The organism is Pseudomonas sp. p99-361, from assembly GCF_003935475.1.
Classification (GTDB): Bacteria; Pseudomonadota; Gammaproteobacteria; order Pseudomonadales; family Pseudomonadaceae; genus Aquipseudomonas; species Aquipseudomonas juntendi.
The window spans coordinates 36,498-55,602 of the sequence record NZ_RHQO01000033.1; the positions used below are offsets into that span (position 1 = coordinate 36,498).

A 19,105-nucleotide genomic window follows, 5' to 3' on the forward strand; every position below is an offset into this window, starting at 1 on the left:
ACTGCGTCGCTAAAACAGCAGGTCACAGGGGGTGCGCATGAAATGCCTGGTTGTCGGTGGCGCCGGCTACATTGGCTCACACATGGTCAAGCACCTGCTGGGCGCCGGCCATGAGGTGGTGGTGGCGGACCTGGTTTCACCTGGCCCCGGGGTTCAATGGGCCAAGCTCGACATTGCCGACGAAGCCGCACTGGATGTGTTGTTCGGTGTTGTTCGTTTCGACGCGGTGTTTCACTTTGCCTCGTTCATTCAAGTGGGTGAATCGGTCAGCGCACCCGGCAAGTATTACCAGAACAATGTGGCTGCCACCCTCGCGCTGCTGCAGGCCATGGTCAACGCCGGCATCAAGTACCTGGTGTTTTCGTCGAGCGCTGCGGTGTATGGCAACCCGCTGTATGTGCCTATTGACGAAGCGCATGGCAAACAGCCGATTAACCCCTATGGCTTGAGCAAATGGATGGTCGAGCAGATTCTCGAGGACTTCGACCGCGCCTATGGTTTGAAGTCGGTTTGCCTGCGTTACTTCAACGCTGCCGGGGCCGACCCGGAGGGCCAGTTGGGTGAGCGGCATGAGCCGGAAACCCACCTGATCCCGTTGATCCTGCAGGCGGCATCGGGGCGGCGCGAGGCGGTCACGGTATTTGGCCGCGACTACGACACCCCGGACGGCACCTGTATTCGCGATTATGTGCATGTGTCGGACCTGGCCACGGCGCATGCGTTGGCGGTGGACTACCTGCTGGCGGGTGGGGAGCGTACTGCGTTCAACCTGGGCAATGGCCTGGGCTTTTCGGTGCAGCAGGTGATTGATACCGCGCGTGGGGTAACCGGGCGGCAGATCGACACACTGGACGCCGCCCGCCGCGCCGGCGACCCGCCGCGGTTGGTGGCCGATGCCAGCAGAGCGCTGCAAGTGCTGGGCTGGCGGCCGGAGTTCGCCGCGCTGGAGCAGATCGTCCGGCATGCGTGGCAGTGGGAGTTGCAGTACCCCTGGGCCATACGCCAGGGGCGGTAGCCGAGAACAGCACGGGCCGCATTTGCTCCACAGTCGTCGCTAGCCACAGCGACACCGCCCGTTGAGGATCAACTGTCTTTCTGAAAATTTGAAAAGCCTGCGCTATTCATTGTGGGGGCGGGTTCACCCGCGGTAACTTTGCGTCGCCTCAGTAATAGGTACGCGGCTGTTCGTCAGCCTTGTTCAACACCGTACCAATCAGGTTGACCCCTGCCAGATGGTGCAGGCAGTCCTCGATTTCTTTCTTGTTGTTCATGCCATTGGCCACCACCAGCAATACACAATCGAACTTGGGTATGACGGTGATCGCGTCGTCGGAGCTCAGCAACGGCGGCAGGTCGAAAATGCAGATGCGCGACTCGTAGCGGTTGCGCAACTCGCCAATCAGGTTACTCACCTTGGGCGACGACAACACCTCGGTCGACAACGGCACCGGCACCCGGGTCGGCAGCACCACGAAGCGCGGCAAGGTCGGGTTGACCAGGCAGTCCTGCAGTGGCGACTTGTCGTTCAGGAACTCATTCAGTGCATGCTCCATCGGCAGCCCCAATGTGCTCCCCACCTTAGGCCGGCGCAGGTCGAAGTCCACCAGCAAGGCGGTCTTGGTGGTGTGGTGGGCAATACTCATGGCCAGGTTGACCGCCAACACGGTTTTGCCTGCCTCCGGCGTGGGCGAGGTGATGGCCAGGGTGCGCCAGCCGTTCTCGTCCATCAGCCGCAACACCTGGGTGCGCAACAGGTCGATCGGCCCGTTCATGTTCGAGTTCTTGTTGAACGCCACAATGCGGTTGCGCTCCAGGTGGTCTGGATGCAGTGGCACCACCTTGGTGTTGACGTAGTCGAACTGCCCCGGCACCTCCGCCAGCGCCGTGCCAGGGGCCGGCGACAGCGGCTGAGGGGTACCCGGTGTGACCTGATGAATAGTGTTGCCAACAGCCGGCTTGGTCCTGTCCATCACTGCATTCCCTATACGAACCGCGACATGACTTTGTACAGCAGCACATCCAGTGGCATGTAGTACACGTGCACCAGCACTATCATGATAGCCGCCAGCGCCAAGGCCGCCACGATCAAGCGGTTACGCCAGCGTTTGCGCCTGGCCACATCGGCCCGCGTCTCGATATACGGCAGTGCCACCAACACCCGTTTGCCCAGCAGGTTCTCCAGAGCACCAACGCCCCGCACCCGCTGGTTGAGCATTTCCAGCAACATGACCAGCGCGCCGCCACCGGCCGGCGCCAGAACCAGCCCCAGCGCGGCGATCTTCTTGCGGTTAGGCTTGATCGGCTTCTCGGGCAACAGGGGCGGCTCCAGCAGCACAAAGCGCTCGGCTTTGTTTTCCTGCTCCAGGCTTTCGGTGATTTTCGCACTCATTTCCTTGGCGCGGATTTCTTCGTATTTCTTGCGTGCGTTGTCGTGGTCACGCATCAGGGTGACCAAGCCACGCTCGACCTGCGGCGCTTCCAGGATCTCGGCTTCATAGCCTTCCATTTTTCGGGTCAGCTCGCGCTTTTGCTCGGCCAGCGAAGCGATGCGTTCCTGGGTGGCGCTCATTTTGGCGCGTACCCGGGCAACATCCAGGCTGACCGAAGACGCAGTGCTGGTGCGACCACCACTGGCCTCCAGCGCCTGAATCTTGCGTTTGACCGCCACCACATCGGGGTGGGCTTCCTTGTAACGGGTCAACAGCCGGGCGTACTCTGCCTTCAGGCTTGGCAGGTCCTGGGCCTGGTCGGCAGCGGCAGGGCGCGCGCCATCGGCAGCCTTGGTCGCCAGGCCGGCATTGGCCGCCGACAGTTCGAGCTCCAGGTAACGCAACTCTTCCTGCGCCGCCTTGTAGTCCCGGTCGACCTCACGGAACTCCAGCTCCGAACGCGACAGCATGTTCATGCGCAGCGTCTGGTGCTCGGGCAGTGCATTGGCATGTGCCTGCTTGAAATCGGCCAGCTGGTTTTCCAGGCTGGCCAGCTCAGCGCCCAGCTTGTTGGCTTCCTGGGTAAGAAACTCGGTGGTTTCGTTGGCCCGCTCGGTACGCTGCTTGAGGTTTTCGTTGAGGAACAGCGATACCAGCTCATCGGCGACCTGCTTGGCCACTTGCGGCTGCTTGTGCTCGAACGACACATTGAAGGCCACGGTCGCCTCGCCCCTGCCGCGCACGAACGTGGTAAGGGTCTCGACCACGATGGCGTTGCGCATCTGGTCGATTTTGTCGCTTTCGCCAAGACGCTTGTCGGCGAACAGGTCGTACTTGTCGATGATGCGCAGCAGGTTCTCGCGGGTCATGACACGCTGGCGGATCACCTCGATGCGTTCATCGGCAAAACTGGTGGTGTTGGTTGATACCAGCTCGGGCGAAATCTGCTGTGACTCCACCAGGATAGTGCCGGTCGACTGGTAGATCGGCGGCACCATCAAGGCCACCGCCACGGTCGCGGCCAGAATGACTACGGCACTCACCCCTAGCACCAGGGCTCGGTCCTTGATTATGGCGATGTAATCTCTGAGGGATAGCTCGTAGTCAGACTTCATGGGGCCACCTGCCTGAAGTTCAGATGTCGGGGTACCTGTACGTCAACGTCAAACCCACGATGGTTGCGGTTGCATCCGGTACGTGGTCCTGCTGGCGTTCCTTGTACATCAGCGACAGGCGCAGGTCCCAATACGGCGAGAACTCTCGGCTGGCCCATACGCTGTACGTTTGCAGTGTGTTCGGTGACTGCCCTTTGCTGTCTTGCCAGGCAGCGTCTGCGCCCACCCGGGTCAGCTCGGTAACGGCATAGCTCCACACCCCGCGTACCTGGTCCAGCTCGGCGAAGCCGCCTTCGGCACTGGCCACCGTGCTGCGTTCGGCGGTGAAGCTGGCATCGGCCCGCACACCGGTATAGAGCAACGCCACCCCACCCTCCCCGCGTCGGCCGCCTTCATCGCCCGACACCTGGTTGACACCAATGTGGGCATCGGCACTCAGGCCATCGGCCAGTCGGTACTTGATGCCCACAGCCGGGGTGTAACTGTTGGAAGCGGTGGCGGTCAGGTCCTGCTCGGGCTCGTAGCGCCGCGCGCCGAAGCGGGTATACACATCGGCGCGCTCGCTCCAGGCATAGGTCCAGGTAAAAACGTTGGCCAGTTCGTTGTAACCCGTCAGCGTGCTGACGTCATACCGGGCGCGGCTGTAGGTGGTTTCGTTGCTCAAGGTACTGCGCTCGGTAACCGCCTGGCTCCAGTTGCCGGTCAGGGTGTAGAGCTTCTGCGTGCCATCGGTGGTGATCACCCCGGTATCCAGCACAGTGCCCGACAGCGTCGAGCTTTCGTTGTAGCGTGCCACCAGGCCAAAACGCCCGCGCTCGGTGGTGCGCTGCCAGCCCAGGCTGATGTCAGGGTCCTCGCGATTATCGACTACGTTGGTGTCGGACGAGCGCAACACATTCATGCCCAGCCCCAGTCTCAGTTCGTCACGGTCGAAGGTGCCGATCAGGGTGTAATCGGGCGCGATGATCGTGCGCGTGATGCCCTTCTCGCCCGACGTCAGCAACAACGGGTTGCTGTCGTACTCGACGGATGTCGGCACCACCACCGTAGACTGCCAATTTGCCGCCAGGGCCGATTCCGTAAACGGCAAGACCAAGATTGCCGTTGCAATGCTAGTTGTTCTGAGAAGTGGCATTAAATGTTCTTATTAAAGGCAAGATCAAGGAACGACCAGCGTGTCGCCAGCCTGAAGTTGGATGTTGGTGGACATATCGCGCCCAGACACCAGGTCCTTATATCGCACGGGCAAGATCTTTTGGGAAGCGCCTGCGCCACGAACTACCTTGATCTCGCTTTCGTCGGCAAACTTGTCCAGGCCACCCGACATGCTCAGCGCCTGCAACACGGCGGTCGGCCCGGCCATTTGCACTGGCCCCGGCTTGATCACTTTGCCCTGGACATAGACCAGGTTGCCGGCGATGCTCTTGACGACAACGCTGACATTCGGGTCGGGAAGGTATTTTTCAAGTTTGGCAGCCACTTGCTTTTCGACTGCGGTTACATCGAGCCCGGCAACATTGATGCGCCCGGCCAGTGGGAAAGTGATACTGCCATCGGGTAGTACGGTCGCTTCCTGGCGCAAGCTGTCTTCCTGCCAGACCGATACCATCACCACATCGCCAGGGCTGAGCAAATACGCAGAGCTGCCGGTATCGGCGCAACTGGCACTCGACCACACCGTCAACAAGCAGAACGCGGCAAACAATGAACGCATCATGAGGGTCCCTCCGGCCAAATGGCCCGACAAAGAGCACTGTATGAGAACAACGCACCAACTCTCGCTCCGCTTCGCGACCCACCACTGCCGCGACGGCCTCGACCTTCCTGGAGGCCCTTACCTTGACGCTGTGCAGCCTGGGCTGCGGTGCCTGAAACCATGGACCTTCATGGGCTACAGGGAATATAGCAACGGTTGGTGAATTAACAAGCCAGCGACGAAACCCCACCCCGCGACTTGCGGCAAAGGGTATTCAGATTTTCCGGCGGTTGGCCACCGCCACAAAACCGACAACAGCGAACGCAAAGAACCAGCCAGCCGTTGAAACAGGAATGATACTGTTCTGGCTGATATAGGAATCGGCTGCGCGCGCAGCGCCACTCAAGAGCACCAGCAAGAACATCGATTTGATTATCAGAGTCGTGCGCATACGCCCTTCCTTTAAACAGGAAAATCAATGAGTTATTGGCGAGGTAGTGCGGGGTTTGTGTCGCTGTTGAATTGAGCTTATGGGCACAGTGACACTACGTCAATGATCCGACACCATAATAAAATTCAATGGGCGGCAGGCAGATTCGTCAAAAAAACGACAGACAGGAAGTGCTGCATCCAGCCAGCTGCTGGATGCCAGCGTTTCACGGATGAGAAAGTGAAAGGTTCAGGCAGGCCTGCAACAGCGCCCTGCCCGGCTCATTCCTCGGCATGGTGAACGACCACCAGCAATTGCGCCGGCTGCGCGCCTACCGAGCGCAGGCGATGCGGGGTTTGCGCGTTGAAATGCAAGGCATCGCCCTGCTCCAGCAGCACCCGCTCGTTCATGAAGTCCACCTCCACCTGGCCCGCGTGCACGAACAGGAACTCTTCGCCCTGGTGCTCCTTGAAGGTCGGGTCGCTAAACTCCGAAGGCGGCTGGATCAGGAACGGTACCAGGCTGCGCTGCCCCACCTGGCTGGTCAACGCCGCATAGCCGGGGCCCTGGCCGTCACCCACCAGCGCCTGGCGCTCGCCGTGGCGCACCAGGCTATAGCGGCTCTGGCCGGCCTGCTCTTCGGCAAACAGTTCCTCGACATTCACGTTCAATGCGCGCGCCAGCTTCAGGGCGGCAGCAATCGACGGCGTGTTGAGGCCACGTTCGACCTTGGACAGGTAGCTTTTGGTCATGCTGGTCTTTTCGGCCAGCATTTCCAGGGTCATTCCCAGTTTCTTGCGCAGCAGTTTCAATCGGATAGACATGTGACGCGTGTTTCCCAGGCCAAGGCAGCCCGGGCATGATACGTGGAGCCGCCGCTCATGGCATCACCGGTGGCACATACTGCAGCGTGGTGCCCAGCGCCCAGAGCAATACCAGCACCAGCGGCACATGCACCAGCAGTTGCACGAAGGAAAAGCCGATCAGGTCGCGTGCCTTGAGCCCCAGCACGCCCAGCAGTGGCAGCATGTAGAACGGGTTGATCAGGTTCGGCAAGGCCTCTGCCGCGTTGTAGATCTGCACCGCCCACCCCAGGTGGTATTGCAGGTCGTTGGCCACTAGCATCACGTAGGGCGCTTCGATGATCCATTTGCCGCCGCCCGACGGGATGAAGAAGCCCAGCACCGCCGAATACACGCCCATCAGCAAGGCATAGGTGTCGTGGGTGGCGATCTGGGTGAAGAACAACGATATGTGGTGGGCCAGGGTCTGTTCGTCCACGCCCTTCACCTGGGTGAGAATGGCCGCGATCGAACCGTACAGCGGGAACTGGATCAGCACCCCCGTGGTGGTCGGTACCGCGCGCGCCACGGCGTCGAGGAAACTGCGCGGGCGCCAGTGCAACAGGGCACCGAGCATGATGAACAACAGGTTGTAAGTGTTGAGCCCGGAGATGGCGGTAATCGCCGGTTTGGTAGCGAACTCCTGGTACAGCCAGCCGGCAGCCAGGGCGACCAGCAGCAGAATCAGGATGGGGCTGTGCTCCAGCCATTCACCGGGGCGGGTGCGCTGGGGTGCCGCCGGTGCAGTGAAGCTGGGGTCCACGCCACACGCTTCGGCGCTGCGTGCGCTGTTCGGCCCGGGTGCCGTGGCGTAGGCGATGACCAGCGAGACGATGACCAGCGCCGCCAGCATTACCCCGGATTGCCACAGAAAGATGGTTTCGGTGAACGGGATGACGCCGGTGATCGACAGGATCGAAGGCGGCAAGCTGGCCGGGTTGGCCTGCAGCTGCGCCGCCGACGAAGACAGGCCCAGTGCCCACACAGCGCCCAGGCCCAGGTAGGCGGCCGCACCCGCAGCACGGTAATCCATCTTCAGGTCGGTGCGCCGCGCCAGGGCGCGCACCAGCAAACCACCGAACACCAGTGACAGGCCCCAGTTGAGCAAGGAAGCCAGCATCGAGATCAGTGCCACCCAGCACACGGCCGAGCGGCCATTGCCAGGGATACGCGCCAGGCGGTCGATCAGGCGTGCCGCCGGTGGCGAACTGGCGACCACATAGCCACCGATGACCACGAAAGCCATCTGCATGGTGAACGGAATCAGGCTCCAGAAACCATCGCCAAAGGCCTTGGCGGTGTCGGTCGGCTTGGCCCCCATGGCCAGCGCGCCGATGCACACCAGCAGCACCGCCAAGGCGGCGAATACCCAGGAGTCGGGGAACCAGCGTTCGGCCCAGTTGGAGCAGCGCAAGGCAAAGCGCGCGCTACGGCTGTCTTGAATTTCAGCGGCCACAGTGGCATTCCTTTTATTGGTTTTATGAGGTGAAACAGACAACGCAAAAACCCTGTAGGTACAGGTTGACTCGCGACCATGCCGGTAATGTACCGACACACTCAGCGGTGCAACCTGCGCCTACAGGGTTGGGTGGCGTAACGCCTTAGAACGTCATTTCCTGCACATCATCCGGCACGATCAGTTTGCCGGCAGTCTTCTCGACGATTTCCTCGATGCTCACCCCTGGTGCGGTTTCGCGCAGGATGAACGCACCGTCTTCAATTTCCAGGTAGGCCAGGTCGGTCAGCACCTTGCGGATGCAACCGGCACCGGTCAGCGGCAGGCTGCACTGGGCCAGCAGCTTGGACTCGCCGTCCTTGGACGCGTGGGTCATGGTCACGATGATGTTCTCGGCGCCCGCCACCAGGTCCATGGCGCCGCCCATGCCCTTGACCAGCTTGCCCGGGATCATCCACGAGGCGATATTGCCCTGCACGTCTACCTCGAACGCACCCAGCACGGTCAGGTCGACATGGCCGCCACGAATCATGGCGAACGACTGCGCCGAGTCGAAGATCGAGGCACCCCGGCGGGCGGTGACGGTCTGCTTGCCGGCGTTGATCATGTCGGGGTCGAGGGTGCTTTCGGTGGGGAACTCGCCCATGCCGAGCAGGCCGTTTTCCGATTGCAGCATCACATCCATGTCGGCGGGTACATAGTTGGCCACCAGGGTCGGAATGCCGATACCCAGGTTGACGTAGTAGCCGTCCTTCAGTTCACGGGCGACGCGTTGCGCCATCTGTTCGCGGGTCAGTGCCATGGTCAGGATCTCTTTGTTGTTCTGGTGGAGGCCGCTCAGGCCTTGACGGTGCGCTTTTCGATACGCTTTTCGAAGGTGCCGACGATCACCCGGTCAACATAGATGCCTGGGGTGTGGATCTCGCTCGGCAGCAGCACACCCGGCTCGACAATTTCTTCCACTTCGACCACGGTGATCTTGCCGGCAGTGGCCGCCAGCGGGTTGAAGTTCTGCGCGGTGTTGCGGTACACCACGTTGCCGTAATGGTCGGCCTTCCAGCCCTTGACGATGGCGAAGTCACCGGTGATGGACTCTTCGAGGATGTACTTGCGGCCCTTGAATTCGCGAACCTCCTTGCCTTCGGCGACCGGCGTGCCGTAGCCGGTGGCGGTGAAGAACGCCGGGATGCCGGCGCCGCCAGCGCGCATTTTTTCGGCCAGGGTGCCTTGGGGTGTCAGCTCCACTTCCAGTTCACCGCTGAGCAACTGGCGCTCGAATTCGGCGTTTTCGCCCACGTAGGAGGCGATCATCTTGCGGATCTGCCGGTCTTCCAGCAGCACCCCCAGGCCAAAGCCGTCCACCCCGCAGTTGTTGGAGACCACGGTCAGGCCCTTGACGCCACGGCGCCTGATTTCGCTGATGAGGTTTTCCGGAATGCCGCACAGGCCAAAACCACCGGCCAGTACCGTCATGTTGTCGGTCAGCCCGTCGAGGGCCTGTTCGTAGGTTGCAACGCGCTTGTCCAGTCCGGCCATGCTGATCCGCCTTTTGTAGTTGTTGAACCGACGAGGCTGTCGGTGAGCGTGTGTAGCCATCTTCACCGCAAGCGACTGATTTGTTAATTTTGTTTTCATCATCGATTGATAAATTTCGCAAAATAAACGATAGGCCCGTCATGAACGTCAAGCAACTGCGCGCCTTTGTCGCCGTGGCCAAGTACCAGAGCTTCGCCCAGGCCGGTGAACACCTGCACGTATCGCAACCGGCCCTGAGCCTGACCATCAAGGCCCTGGAAGAGAACCTGGGCGGCGCCCTGCTCAGCCGCACCACCCGCAGCGTCAGCCTGACGGCCGAAGGCGAAGTGCTGCTGCCGCTGGCGCGGCGGCTGCTGGCCGACTGGGACGATACCGAAGAGATGCTGCGGCAACGCTTCACCCTGCAACTGGGCCGGGTCTCGGTGGCGGCGATGCCGTCGTTCGCCGGTAACCTGCTGCCCCATTCGCTCAAGGTCTTCCGCCAACGCTACCCCAAGGTCAACGTCACCGTGCACGATGTGATCAACGAACAGGTGCAGGAACTGGTGCGCCACCGCCGAGTCGAACTGGGCATTGGTTTCGAGCCGGACAATACCGACGGCCTGCACTTCCACCCGCTGTACATGGACCGTTTTGTCGCGGTGGTGCCCGCTGACTCACCCTTGGCGTTGTTGAACCAGGTCAGTTGGGCGCAACTGATGGCCGAAGATTTCGTGGCCCTGCAGCGGCCGTCGGCGGTACGCCTGTTGATGGAGCAGAATGTTGCCGCCCAGCACGGCAAACTGGCCGTGGCTTTCGAAAGCCACCAACTGGCGACCATCGGCCGCATGGTTGCCAGCGGCCTGGGCGTCAGCGCGGTGCCGGCCCTGTGCATCAACCAGATGCAGGAACTGGGTGCACGCTGCGTGCCCCTGGTCGAACCCACGGTCGAGCGGCGCATTGGCGTAATTGCCCTGAGCGAGCACAAACTGTCCACCGCAGCGCAGGCGTTGCTTGAAGTTCTACTGTCCAATACACAGCCCCCGGAGGTGACATGCGTTACGTGAAACTGGCAGGCGCGAGCGTGCCGGCCATTGGCCAAGGCACCTGGTACATGGGCGAAGACCCTGGGCGCAAGGCGGCAGAGGTAGCGGCCTTGCAACAGGGTATCGAGCTGGGCCTGAGCCTGATCGACACCGCCGAAATGTATGCCGAAGGCGGTGCGGAGACCGTGGTTGGCCAGGCCATTGCCGGGCGCCGCGACCAGGTGTTCCTGGTCAGCAAGGTCTACCCGCACAATGCCGGGCGGCAGGGCATGGCAAGCGCCTGCGAGCGCAGCCTGGCACGCTTGGGTACCGACTGCATCGATCTGTACCTGCTGCACTGGCGGGGCCAGCACCCGCTGGAAGAAACCGTCGACGCCTTCGAGCGTTTGCGCGAGCAGGGCAAGATCAAGCGCTGGGGCGTTTCCAATTTCGATATCGACGACCTGCGCGAATTGAACAACCCTGCCTGCGCCACCAACCAGGTGCTGTACAACCCGGCCCAGCGGGGCATCGAATTCGACTTGCTGCCCTGGTGCCAACAACGCGCGCTACCGACCATGGCCTACTGCCCGTTGGCCCAGGCCGGGCGCTTGTTGCAGCACCCGGTGCTGGCAGAAATAGCCGAGCGCCATGGTGCCACGCCGGCTCAGGTCTGCCTGGCCTGGGTCACCCGTGATGATGGCATCATTGCCATCCCCAAAGCCGTGGCGCCCGAGCATGTTCGGCTGAATGCAGCAGCGGGTGCATTGGCCTTGACCCGTGAAGACCTGCGCGCAATCGACCTGGCCTTCCCCGCGCCCACCCGCAAGCAGCGCTTGGCGATGGTGTAGTCCGCCAGGGCATTTTCGTGAATGCGTGGCCGCGCCGCCGCGGGGAAGCCCGCGAAGTTAATGAAAGTCGCGGCTACGCACGTCCAACCCCTGCAACAGCGCGGTCACATCTTCCAGGCGCCGTGCTATCAGGTGGCGCACGCCATTTTGCTGCTCCAGCCGCCCGCTGACCTTGAGCAACTGCGCACCCACCAGCGCCCGCCTTTGCCGTTCGGCCAGCGCCCGCCATACCACCACGTTGACCATACCGTGTTCGTCCTCGAGGGTGACGAACGTCACCCCGCTGGCGGTCTGCGGCCGCTGCCGCCCTACCACCAGCCCCGTCACGGCGATGTTGTCGCCATGCTCCAGGCCTTGCAGTTCTGCAGAACTGCGGCAGCCCAGTGCCCGCAGACGCGTACGCAGCAAGGTCAACGGGTGCGGCCCCAATGTGGTACCCAATGCCTGGTAATCGGCCACCAGGTCCTGCGCCACTGTTGGGGCCGGCAATTGCACCGCCACCTCCGGCACGGCCTGCACATCGGCAAACAGCGGCAGTTGCGCCTGCACGGCCGCCACCTGCCAGCGCGCCTGGTGTCGGTCGCTGGCCAAGGCGCGAAGCGCGCCGGCATCCGCCAGGCAGGCCCGCGCGCGGGTGGCCAGCCCGGCACGCAGGCACAGGTCTTCCACGTCGCGCCAAGGCTGCTGCGCCCGGGCCTGTTCCAGGCGCCTGGCGTCGGCTTCGGCCAGGCCCCGGACCAGGCGCAAGCCCATGCGCAAGGCCAAGGTGCCCTGGGCATCCGGCTCCAGCGTGCAGTCCCATTCACTGTGGCAGACATCCACCGGCCGTACCTCGATGCCCTGGCGCCGCGCCTCCTGCAGCAGTTGGTCGGGGCTGTAGAAGCCCATGGGCCAACTGTTGACCAGGGCGCAGGTGAAAATGGCCGGTTCATGGCACTTGAGCCAGCTGCTGGCATAGCACAGCAAGGCAAAGCTGGCGGCATGCGACTCTGGAAAACCATAGCTGCCGAAGCCTTTGATCTGTTCGAAAATGCGCTCGGCGAATGCCAACTCGTAGCCATTGCGCAACATGCCCTGCAGCAAGCGCTGGCGGTGCGGTTCAAGACCGCCATGGCGTTTCCAGGCGGCCATGCTGCGCCGCAACTGATCGGCCTCGCCTGGTGAATAGTCGGCTGCGACCATGGCCAGCTCCATCACCTGTTCCTGGAACAGCGGCACACCCAAGGTGCGCTCGAACACCTCCTTCAGTTTTGGCGACGGGTAGGTCACCGGCTCTTGCTTCAGCCGCCTGCGCAGGTAGGGGTGCACCATGTCGCCCTGGATTGGCCCCGGGCGCACGATGGCCACCTCGATCACAAGGTCGTAGAAGGTGTTGGGCCGCAGCCGCGGCAACATGGCCATTTGCGCGCGCGACTCGATCTGGAATACCCCCATGGTCTCGGCGCGGCTGATCATGGCGTAGGTGGCGGGGTCTTCGCTGGGGATGGTCGCCAGGGTCAGTTCACGGCCACGGTGGCGCTGCAGCAGGTCGAAGCAACGGCGCAAGGCACTGAGCATGCCCAGCGCCAGCACGTCCACCTTGAGCAGGCCGACCATGTCGAGGTCGTCCTTGTCCCACTGGATGACGGTACGTTCGGCCATGGCGGCGTTTTCCACCGGCACCAGCTGGTCCAGCGGCTGCTGCGAGATGACAAACCCGCCCGGGTGCTGCGACAGGTGCCTGGGGAAGCCGATCAACTCGCCGGCCAGTATCAGTACCCGCCGCAACAACGGGCTGCCAGCTTCGAACCCGGCCTCGGCCAGGCGTTGTTCGTCGGGTATGCGGTCGCTCCAGCGGCCACAGCATTTGGCCAGGGCATCGACCTGGTCCATGGGCAAACCCAGCACGCGCGCGACATCGCGCACGGCACCTGCAGCATGGTAGGTATTGACCACCGCCGTCAGCGCAGCACGGTGCCGCCCATAACGGCGGAACACGTACTGGATCACTTCTTCACGGCGGTCGTGTTCGAAATCCACGTCGATATCGGGCGGCTCGTTGCGCTCGCGTGACAAAAAACGCTCGAACAGCAGACGGTGCTGCATGGGATCGAGCTCGGTGATGCCCAGCACGAAGCACACCACCGAATTGGCCGCCGAGCCGCGGCCCTGGCACAGGATACGCTGGCGCCGGGCGAAGGCGACGATGTCGTGCACGGTCAGAAAGTAGCTTTCGTACCCCAGTTCTTCGATCAGCGCCAGCTCCGTGTCCAGCACCTGCCGCACCTTGGCGCTCGGCCCGTGTGGCCAACGCACGGGCAAGCCCTGCTCGCACAGAGCACGCAGCCAACTAGCCGGGGTATGAGCTTCAGGCACCAGTTCGCGTGGATACTGGTAGCGCAGTTGACCGAGGTCGAACTGGCAGCGCTGGGCAATGGCCAGGGTCTCGGCCAGCATCTCGGGCGGGTAGAGTTCTGCCAGTTGTACCGGGCTGCGCAAGTGCCGTTCGCCATTGGCAAACAGAAAACGCCCGGCTTCGGCCACCTGGCAATGCTGGCGAATCGCAGTCATGCAGTCCTGCAACGCCCGGCGGCCGCGCACATGCATATGCACATCGCCACAGGCCACCGCGCGTATACCCAGCTCGGCCGCCAGGGCTTGCTGGCCCTGCAGGTGCCGGGCATCGTCACTGCCACGGTGCAGGTGCACGGCCAACCACAGGCGCTCAGCAAACAGCCCGCGCAACCACTGGCCGGTGGCCGTATCGCCCCTGTCGCCCGCCACCCACAAGGCCAGCAAACCGTGATGGTGCTGCTGAAGGTCATCCCGAAAAAGCTGGTAGTCGCCCTTTTCCGCCCGCCGTCGGGCGCGGGTAATGAGTGCGCACAGGTTCTGGTAGCCCGCCAGGTCGGCAACCAGCAGCACCAGCTTGGGGCCCTCGTGCAACTGCACTTCGCTGCCGACGATCAGCGGCAACTGGTGCACCTTGGCCGCCTGCCAGGCGCGCACGATACCGGCCAGCGTACATTCGTCAGTGATCGCCAGGGCCTGGTAACCCTGCTCTTTGGCCCGCCGGAACAGTTCGTCGGCGCTCGAAGCGCCGCGCTGGAAACTGAAATTGGACAGGCAATGCAGCTCGGCATACGGGGCGGAGTTCATGCGAACCAGCCCTGCAACCAAAGCGGGCCAGCCTGGCCCAGGTCACGGTAGGCCCAGCCACGCAGGCCGTCGCGGGTTTCGATGCGGTAGTAATCGCGGCGTACATCGCCGCCATCCCACCAGCCCGACTCGATGCGCTCGGCAGGGCTCTGCAAGCGGTAGCCAGCCTCGTCCAGCGCCAGCGGCGCGGGCAGCAACCAACCAGGGCGACTGCCCGGGGCCACCGGCATGCCCCCGAGCGCCCCCTGCTCTGCCAGTTGCCAGGCACATTCGGGCCGGTGATCGGCGGCCGCGCTCAGGCCTTTGACGGCCTCATCGCCCAGCCGCGCGCGCAAGCGCTCGCGCAATTGCTCCCAAGGTTGCGCCTGTTGCGCCCGTGGGTCGAACAACGCCTGGTGTTGTGGCACAAAGGCTGGCAGGTCTTCGGCGACCAACCGCAGGTTGCGCACCGGGGCCGGAATACGCAGCGGCTCCAGGCGCCCACGGGCCAGTTCGAACAGCATCGCGGCGTCGCGCTCGGCGGCCAGCAAGCCGACCTTCAGCAACGTGTCCGGGCCTTCGACATGCTCCAGGTGCAGGCAAAAGCGCTGCACGCCACAATCGCGACCGGCCAGGAATGCGGCCAGGTCGTTGAGCATGCGCCGCAGCGGAAACAACAGCGCCTGGTGCGATTCAACATCGAAGTTCAGCTCCAGCCGGCTCTCGAAACGATCGGGCGGCAGGTAGAAGTCCAACCCCAGGGTGCGCAGGCCGAGCAACTGATACAGGTGCAGTTGCACCTGGGCGGGAAAGCGTTTGGCCAAGGTGTCGCGCGGCAACGCCAGCACTTGGCCGAGTTGCCGCAAGCCCATGCCGATAAAGGCTTCGGCAGCCTCTGGCGGCAAGCCGATGCGCTGGATGGGCATGTTCAGCAACGCGTTACGGGTGGCTTCGGCATCGGCGACCACCAGGCCATCGTGGGCATTGGCCAGCATACGCGCTGCCACCGGGTTGCTGGCCACCACGATGCGCTGGCGCAAGCCCAGTTCAGCCAGTTCCTGGCGCAGGCGTGCTTCCATCACGGGCCATGGGCCGAACAGCTGCAGGCTTGAGCCTACCTCCAGCAACAGCGCACGCGGGTAATGCAGGCTGACCTGGGCACTGAAACGGTAGGCCCAGGCGGCCAGCAGTTGCTGCATGCGCTCGATGCGCCTGGGGTCTGTTTCGATACAGGTGAAACCATCGGCCAGCGCACGTGCAGCGGTCAGGGTTTGCCCGGCCCGCAGGCCGAGTGCTGCCGCTGCCGGGTTGACTGCCTGCAACACCCGCCGCTGGCTGGGCCCGCCAATGATGACCAGGGGGTTGGCTGGGTCTTCGCGCTCGCGCAGGACGGTGTCCAACGCCAGTTGCGGAAGCAGGATGCAGGCCCAGAGCATGTTGCATCAGCCCTGCCACGGGCTGGCAATGGGCAGGGCCGGCGGCATGCCGCCGCGGCTTTTCAGCACCCGCCATTGGGCTGGGCGGGTATCCACGGCGATGCGCAATGCTGCCGGTGACGGGTTGTGGGCGGCCTGCTGCGGCCGGCAGGCAAAGGCCAGCGCCTGGCCGGTTTCCGCCGCCACTTGCAGGCGCCGCAGGGCACGGTCATCGGCACGCTCGGGCCAGCACAGCACTGCCGCGCAACTGCCCGAGCGCAAGCACTGCTCGGCGGCCCACAGGGCGTCAGCGGGTTCGGCGTTTACCTGCACCAGCCAGCGCAGGTCTACCCCCGCGGCCTGCCAGGCCGGCGCATAGGGAATGAAAGGCGGGGCCACCAACACCACGCGGCTGGCTTCTGCGCTCAGGCGTGCCAGGGTTGGCCACAGCAACTGCAATTCGCCACAACCCGGGTTCGCCAACAGCAGTTCGCTCAATGCGGCTGCCGGCCAACCGCCTTCCGGCAAACGTTCGTCCAGCGCGGCATGGCCGGTTGGCTGCAGGCCCAGCGGTCGCGCCTGGGCCTGCCGGCCGCGCCATACCCGGCGCTGGTCCAACAGCCGGTCGAGGTCGACCACCGCGCCCATCAGTCACGCCTCAGCAAGCCACAGAACACGCCTTCGATGAAGAACTCCTGCGTGGGGAGCACATCGATAGGCGCATAGGCTGGGTTACGTGGCAACAACCGGTAGTGCTTGCCCACGCGTTGCAGGCGCTTGATGGTGACTTCGCCGTCGAGCCGGGCTACCACGATCTGGCCATCACGGGCATCGGCCTGTTGCAGGATGCCGACCAGGTCACCGTCGAAGATGCCGTCATCGATCATCGAATCGCCACGCACCTTGAGCAGGTAGTCGGGGGTGCGCCGGAACAGGCTGGGGTCGAGCAGCAACTGCTCGTGGATGCCCAGATCCGGGCCGATCGGGGCACCTGCCGCCACTTGGCCGAGCACCGGGACTTCGAGCATTTCTGGCCGGCGCAGGGGGTCGGCCAGGCGAATGCCCCGCGCCTGGTTGGGCGTGACATCGATATAACCCGCCTGACACAGGGCGGTGATGTGTTTGCGCGCGACGCTGCGCGAGGCAAAACCGAAGCGCGTGGCGATGTCCGCCAGGCTCGGCGGCTGCCCGTGGTCGCTGATGCGCTCGCGGATGAAGTCGAAAATGGCGCGGCGTTTGGGGGTAAGGTTATTCATGGAGCACATTTGTACTCCTTTCGCCGCGTGCTGAACAGACCCCTTCGTCGTCTGCATTGGTTATGATCCCCCGGCTTGTGTCTTTCTGAACGGGATACCCCATGCTCACCGCCCTGCTGTTCGACCTCGACGGAACCCTTACCGACACCGACAGCCTGCACTTGCAGGCCTTTCGGCAACTGCTGCGTGACCATGACGGCCGCGAGCTGAGCCAGGCCCAGTTCGAGGCCCAGGTCAGCGGCAGGGCCAATGGCGAGCTGTTCGCCGAACTGTTCCCCGGCGCCAGTACCGAACAGTGCGCGAGGCTGGCCGACCGCAAGGAAGCCTTGTTTCGGGAGATGTCGCCGGCGTTGCAGCCCATGCCAGGCCTGCTGCGCCTGCTGGAGCATGCCCAGGCCCACGCCATGGGCATGTGCGTGGTCACCAACGCGCCGCGGCTCAATGCCGAGCACATGCTCGCTGCCATGGGCTTGGCCCAGCGCTTCGAGCATGTGGTCGTGGCCGACGAGCTGGCCCGGCCCAAGCCCGACCCGCTGCCCTACCTTACCGGGCTGCAGCGGCTGGGCGCCGCGGCCGGGCAGGCGCTGGCTTTCGAGGACTCCTTGCCGGGGGTGGCTGCAGCCACTGCGGCCGGTATCCTTACCGTCGGCGTAGCCACCACGCAAACGCCTGAGCGGTTGCGCGCAGCGGGGGCAGAGTTGGTCATCGCTGATTTCAACGACGCCCAGTTGTGGGCATTGCTCGAGCAACGCCAGCGCGCTTGATCCTCGACAGCACTATTGAAGCCCTAGCCATCCCAACCACCGCGCTGCCCAGGCCACCCCATGCTGATCGACGAAGAACTCACCCTGAAAAAGCTGGAAACCTTCCTCGCCTTCATGCGCAGCGGCAACCTCAGCCGCGCTGCCGCCGAACTGTGCACCAGTTCGGTCAGCGTGCACCGTGCCATCCACTCGCTGGAAAGCGCCCTGCGCTGCGCCCTTTTTAAGCACGAAGGCCGGCAGCTGATTCCGCTGGAAAGCGCCTACGTACTGGAAAAGAAAGCCCGCCTGCTGATCCAGGACGCCGAGCAGATGGTGCGCCAGACCCGCGAAGCTGCCGGCTTCTATGCCGAGCGCTTTCGCCTGGGCGCGCTGTACTCGCTAACGGTAAAAACCGTGCCCAAGCTGGTGATGGGGCTTAAGCTGCGGCGCAGCGAACTGAACATCGACCTCACCCTGGGCTCCAACCTCGACCTGCTGCAGCGCCTGAAAAACCATGAACTGGAGGCCATTCTCGTCTCCCTGGACGAGAGCGTCAGCGACCCGGCCTGCGAACAACTGCCGCTGTTTTCCGACGACATCTTCCTCGCCGTACCCACCGACTCCCCCTTCGCCGAGCAGGCCGAGGTGGACCTGGCCGACCTCGCCGACTCCACCTTCATCACCCTGACCCAAGGGTTTGCCACACACCGCGATGGCGCCCGGGTCTTCCAGCAAGCCGGCTTCGAGCCAAAGGTGGCCATGCAGGTCAACGACATCTTCACCCTGCTGAGCATGGTCAGCTCGGGCGTGGGCTTTGCCCTGCTGCCGGGGCGCATCGCGGCCGTCTACGAAAACCGCGTCAGGCTGATAGCCCTGCAGCCGCAGTACCGTTTGCAGCAGCATATCGGCGTGGTGTTTCTGAAGGCGCGGGAGCGGGAGCCGAACCTGCTGGCCTTGCTGGCGGAATGCCGGATGTACAGCCTGGAGCGCTAGGTTGTTGCACTGGCACCGATGCAGGGCGGCACCAGGAGCGTAGTGCTGTCCACTTGAGCAGTTGGGGCCGCTCCGCGACCCATCGCAGGCAAGCCAGCTCCCACAGGGATCGCCTTAGGGCTGACTGGTGTTTGTCAGAAGATATGCAGCGCCTGTGAGATCGAGCGCCGCCCGCGCGGCGCAATCGCGAGCTGCGCTCGCTCCTACGTTTGTTTCGGGCCA

The 19,105-nt window shown here is 63.5% G+C and carries 18 protein-coding genes; 5 read left to right on the plus strand and 13 right to left on the minus strand.

Going from position 1 to position 19,105, the window contains the following annotated elements; translation table 11 throughout:
• Positions 1-37 precede the first annotated feature (37 nt).
• Entirely contained in the window at positions 38-1,015 is a 978-nt protein-coding gene (gene galE, locus EGJ22_RS15760; RefSeq protein ID WP_029885427.1) for a UDP-glucose 4-epimerase GalE, read from the plus strand.
• 148 nt (positions 1,016-1,163) lie between these two features.
• Here galE and EGJ22_RS15765 read toward each other — a convergent pair whose 3' ends face one another.
• The 9 genes from EGJ22_RS15765 to EGJ22_RS15800 form a co-directional block, all read right to left on the minus strand.
• Positions 1,164-1,970 (minus strand): CpsD/CapB family tyrosine-protein kinase, encoded by an 807-nt coding sequence (locus EGJ22_RS15765; protein ID WP_009682735.1) that lies wholly within the window; start codon positions 1,968-1,970, stop codon positions 1,164-1,166.
• An 11-nt stretch (positions 1,971-1,981) separates the two neighbouring features.
• The gene (locus tag EGJ22_RS15770) at positions 1,982-3,544 is read right to left on the minus strand and encodes a Wzz/FepE/Etk N-terminal domain-containing protein (protein WP_029885426.1); all 1,563 of its coding nucleotides are present in this window, start codon (positions 3,542-3,544) and stop codon (positions 1,982-1,984) included.
• A 19-nt stretch (positions 3,545-3,563) separates the two neighbouring features.
• Positions 3,564-4,679, minus strand: a complete 1,116-nt coding sequence (locus EGJ22_RS15775) for a hypothetical protein (RefSeq protein WP_029885425.1) — start codon at positions 4,677-4,679, stop codon at positions 3,564-3,566.
• 24 nt (positions 4,680-4,703) lie between these two features.
• Positions 4,704-5,261 carry a polysaccharide biosynthesis/export family protein gene (locus EGJ22_RS15780; RefSeq protein ID WP_029885424.1) on the minus strand — a complete coding sequence of 186 codons (558 nt, stop codon included), beginning with the start codon at positions 5,259-5,261 and terminating at the stop codon, positions 4,704-4,706.
• A gap of 253 nt (positions 5,262-5,514) precedes the next feature.
• Positions 5,515-5,691 (minus strand): EPS-associated small membrane protein EppA, encoded by a 177-nt coding sequence (eppA, locus tag EGJ22_RS26170; RefSeq protein ID WP_009682731.1) that lies wholly within the window; start codon positions 5,689-5,691, stop codon positions 5,515-5,517.
• 260 nt (positions 5,692-5,951) lie between these two features.
• On the minus strand, positions 5,952-6,494 hold the full coding sequence (locus EGJ22_RS15785) for a helix-turn-helix domain-containing protein (protein ID WP_029885423.1): 543 nt from the start codon (positions 6,492-6,494) through the stop codon (positions 5,952-5,954).
• Positions 6,495-6,549: 55 nt separating this feature from the next.
• Positions 6,550-7,968: a short-chain fatty acid transporter gene (locus tag EGJ22_RS15790; protein WP_029885422.1), complete on the minus strand. Its 1,419-nt coding sequence runs from the start codon at positions 7,966-7,968 to the stop codon at positions 6,550-6,552.
• A gap of 145 nt (positions 7,969-8,113) precedes the next feature.
• Positions 8,114-8,770 carry a CoA transferase subunit B gene (locus EGJ22_RS15795; RefSeq protein ID WP_009682728.1) on the minus strand — a complete coding sequence of 219 codons (657 nt, stop codon included), beginning with the start codon at positions 8,768-8,770 and terminating at the stop codon, positions 8,114-8,116.
• Between the two features lie 35 nt (positions 8,771-8,805).
• Positions 8,806-9,504: a CoA transferase subunit A gene (locus EGJ22_RS15800; protein WP_009682727.1), complete on the minus strand. Its 699-nt coding sequence runs from the start codon at positions 9,502-9,504 to the stop codon at positions 8,806-8,808.
• A 140-nt stretch (positions 9,505-9,644) separates the two neighbouring features.
• Between EGJ22_RS15800 and EGJ22_RS15805 the strand changes: the two genes are divergently transcribed.
• Both EGJ22_RS15805 and EGJ22_RS15810 read left to right on the plus strand, forming a co-directional pair.
• Positions 9,645-10,550, plus strand: coding sequence for a LysR family transcriptional regulator (locus EGJ22_RS15805; RefSeq protein WP_029885421.1), 906 nt, complete (start codon positions 9,645-9,647; stop codon positions 10,548-10,550).
• Positions 10,538-11,359: an aldo/keto reductase gene (locus EGJ22_RS15810; protein WP_029885420.1), complete on the plus strand. Its 822-nt coding sequence runs from the start codon at positions 10,538-10,540 to the stop codon at positions 11,357-11,359. Before EGJ22_RS15805 ends, EGJ22_RS15810 begins: the two co-directional genes overlap by 13 nt.
• A gap of 57 nt (positions 11,360-11,416) precedes the next feature.
• On the opposite strand, the gene EGJ22_RS15815 is transcribed toward EGJ22_RS15810, so the two are convergent.
• Genes EGJ22_RS15815 through lexA form a run of 4 tightly spaced genes read right to left on the minus strand, consistent with a single transcriptional unit; the run spans position 11,417 to position 17,156 of the window.
• On the minus strand, positions 11,417-14,497 hold the full coding sequence (locus EGJ22_RS15815) for an error-prone DNA polymerase (protein ID WP_029885419.1): 3,081 nt from the start codon (positions 14,495-14,497) through the stop codon (positions 11,417-11,419).
• Positions 14,494-15,912 (minus strand): DNA polymerase Y family protein, encoded by a 1,419-nt coding sequence (locus EGJ22_RS15820; protein WP_029885418.1) that lies wholly within the window; start codon positions 15,910-15,912, stop codon positions 14,494-14,496. The genes EGJ22_RS15815 and EGJ22_RS15820 overlap by 4 nt, the downstream gene beginning before the upstream one ends.
• Positions 15,913-15,918: 6 nt before the next feature.
• The gene (imuA, locus tag EGJ22_RS15825; protein WP_029885417.1) at positions 15,919-16,539 is read right to left on the minus strand and encodes a translesion DNA synthesis-associated protein ImuA; all 621 of its coding nucleotides are present in this window, start codon (positions 16,537-16,539) and stop codon (positions 15,919-15,921) included.
• Entirely contained in the window at positions 16,539-17,156 is a 618-nt protein-coding gene (lexA, locus tag EGJ22_RS15830) for a transcriptional repressor LexA (RefSeq protein WP_029885416.1), read from the minus strand. Before lexA ends, imuA begins: the two co-directional genes overlap by 1 nt.
• Positions 17,157-17,248: 92 nt before the next feature.
• On the opposite strand from lexA, the gene EGJ22_RS15835 reads away from it, so the two are divergent.
• Both EGJ22_RS15835 and EGJ22_RS15840 read left to right on the plus strand, forming a co-directional pair.
• Complete coding sequence (locus tag EGJ22_RS15835) at positions 17,249-17,911, plus strand: HAD family phosphatase (protein ID WP_029885415.1); 663 nt, start codon at positions 17,249-17,251, stop codon at positions 17,909-17,911.
• 60 nt (positions 17,912-17,971) lie between these two features.
• Complete coding sequence (locus EGJ22_RS15840; RefSeq protein WP_009682715.1) at positions 17,972-18,883, plus strand: LysR substrate-binding domain-containing protein; 912 nt, start codon at positions 17,972-17,974, stop codon at positions 18,881-18,883.
• Positions 18,884-19,105: the final 222 nt, after the last annotated feature.

Bases quoted from the DNA above. Each gene is read 5' to 3' on its own strand.
- EGJ22_RS15840 (WP_009682715.1), top strand. From the start codon at position 17,972: ATGCTGATCGACGAAGAACTCACCCTGAAAAAGCTGGAAACCTTCCTC.
- EGJ22_RS15780 (WP_029885424.1), bottom strand. From the start codon at position 5,261: ATGATGCGTTCATTGTTTGCCGCGTTCTGCTTGTTGACGGTGTGGTCG.
- EGJ22_RS15820 (WP_029885418.1), bottom strand. From the start codon at position 15,912: ATGCTCTGGGCCTGCATCCTGCTTCCGCAACTGGCGTTGGACACCGTC.
- lexA (WP_029885416.1), bottom strand. From the start codon at position 17,156: ATGTGCTCCATGAATAACCTTACCCCCAAACGCCGCGCCATTTTCGAC.
- EGJ22_RS15805 (WP_029885421.1), top strand. From the start codon at position 9,645: ATGAACGTCAAGCAACTGCGCGCCTTTGTCGCCGTGGCCAAGTACCAG.
- eppA (WP_009682731.1), bottom strand. From the start codon at position 5,691: ATGCGCACGACTCTGATAATCAAATCGATGTTCTTGCTGGTGCTCTTG.
- EGJ22_RS15795 (WP_009682728.1), bottom strand. From the start codon at position 8,770: ATGGCACTGACCCGCGAACAGATGGCGCAACGCGTCGCCCGTGAACTG.
- EGJ22_RS15785 (WP_029885423.1), bottom strand. From the start codon at position 6,494: ATGTCTATCCGATTGAAACTGCTGCGCAAGAAACTGGGAATGACCCTG.
- EGJ22_RS15835 (WP_029885415.1), top strand. From the start codon at position 17,249: ATGCTCACCGCCCTGCTGTTCGACCTCGACGGAACCCTTACCGACACC.
- EGJ22_RS15765 (WP_009682735.1), bottom strand. From the start codon at position 1,970: ATGGACAGGACCAAGCCGGCTGTTGGCAACACTATTCATCAGGTCACA.
- galE (WP_029885427.1), top strand. From the start codon at position 38: ATGAAATGCCTGGTTGTCGGTGGCGCCGGCTACATTGGCTCACACATG.
- EGJ22_RS15815 (WP_029885419.1), bottom strand. From the start codon at position 14,497: ATGAACTCCGCCCCGTATGCCGAGCTGCATTGCCTGTCCAATTTCAGT.
- imuA (WP_029885417.1), bottom strand. From the start codon at position 16,539: ATGGGCGCGGTGGTCGACCTCGACCGGCTGTTGGACCAGCGCCGGGTA.
- EGJ22_RS15775 (WP_029885425.1), bottom strand. From the start codon at position 4,679: ATGCCACTTCTCAGAACAACTAGCATTGCAACGGCAATCTTGGTCTTG.
- EGJ22_RS15810 (WP_029885420.1), top strand. From the start codon at position 10,538: ATGCGTTACGTGAAACTGGCAGGCGCGAGCGTGCCGGCCATTGGCCAA.
- EGJ22_RS15770 (WP_029885426.1), bottom strand. From the start codon at position 3,544: ATGAAGTCTGACTACGAGCTATCCCTCAGAGATTACATCGCCATAATC.
- EGJ22_RS15800 (WP_009682727.1), bottom strand. From the start codon at position 9,504: ATGGCCGGACTGGACAAGCGCGTTGCAACCTACGAACAGGCCCTCGAC.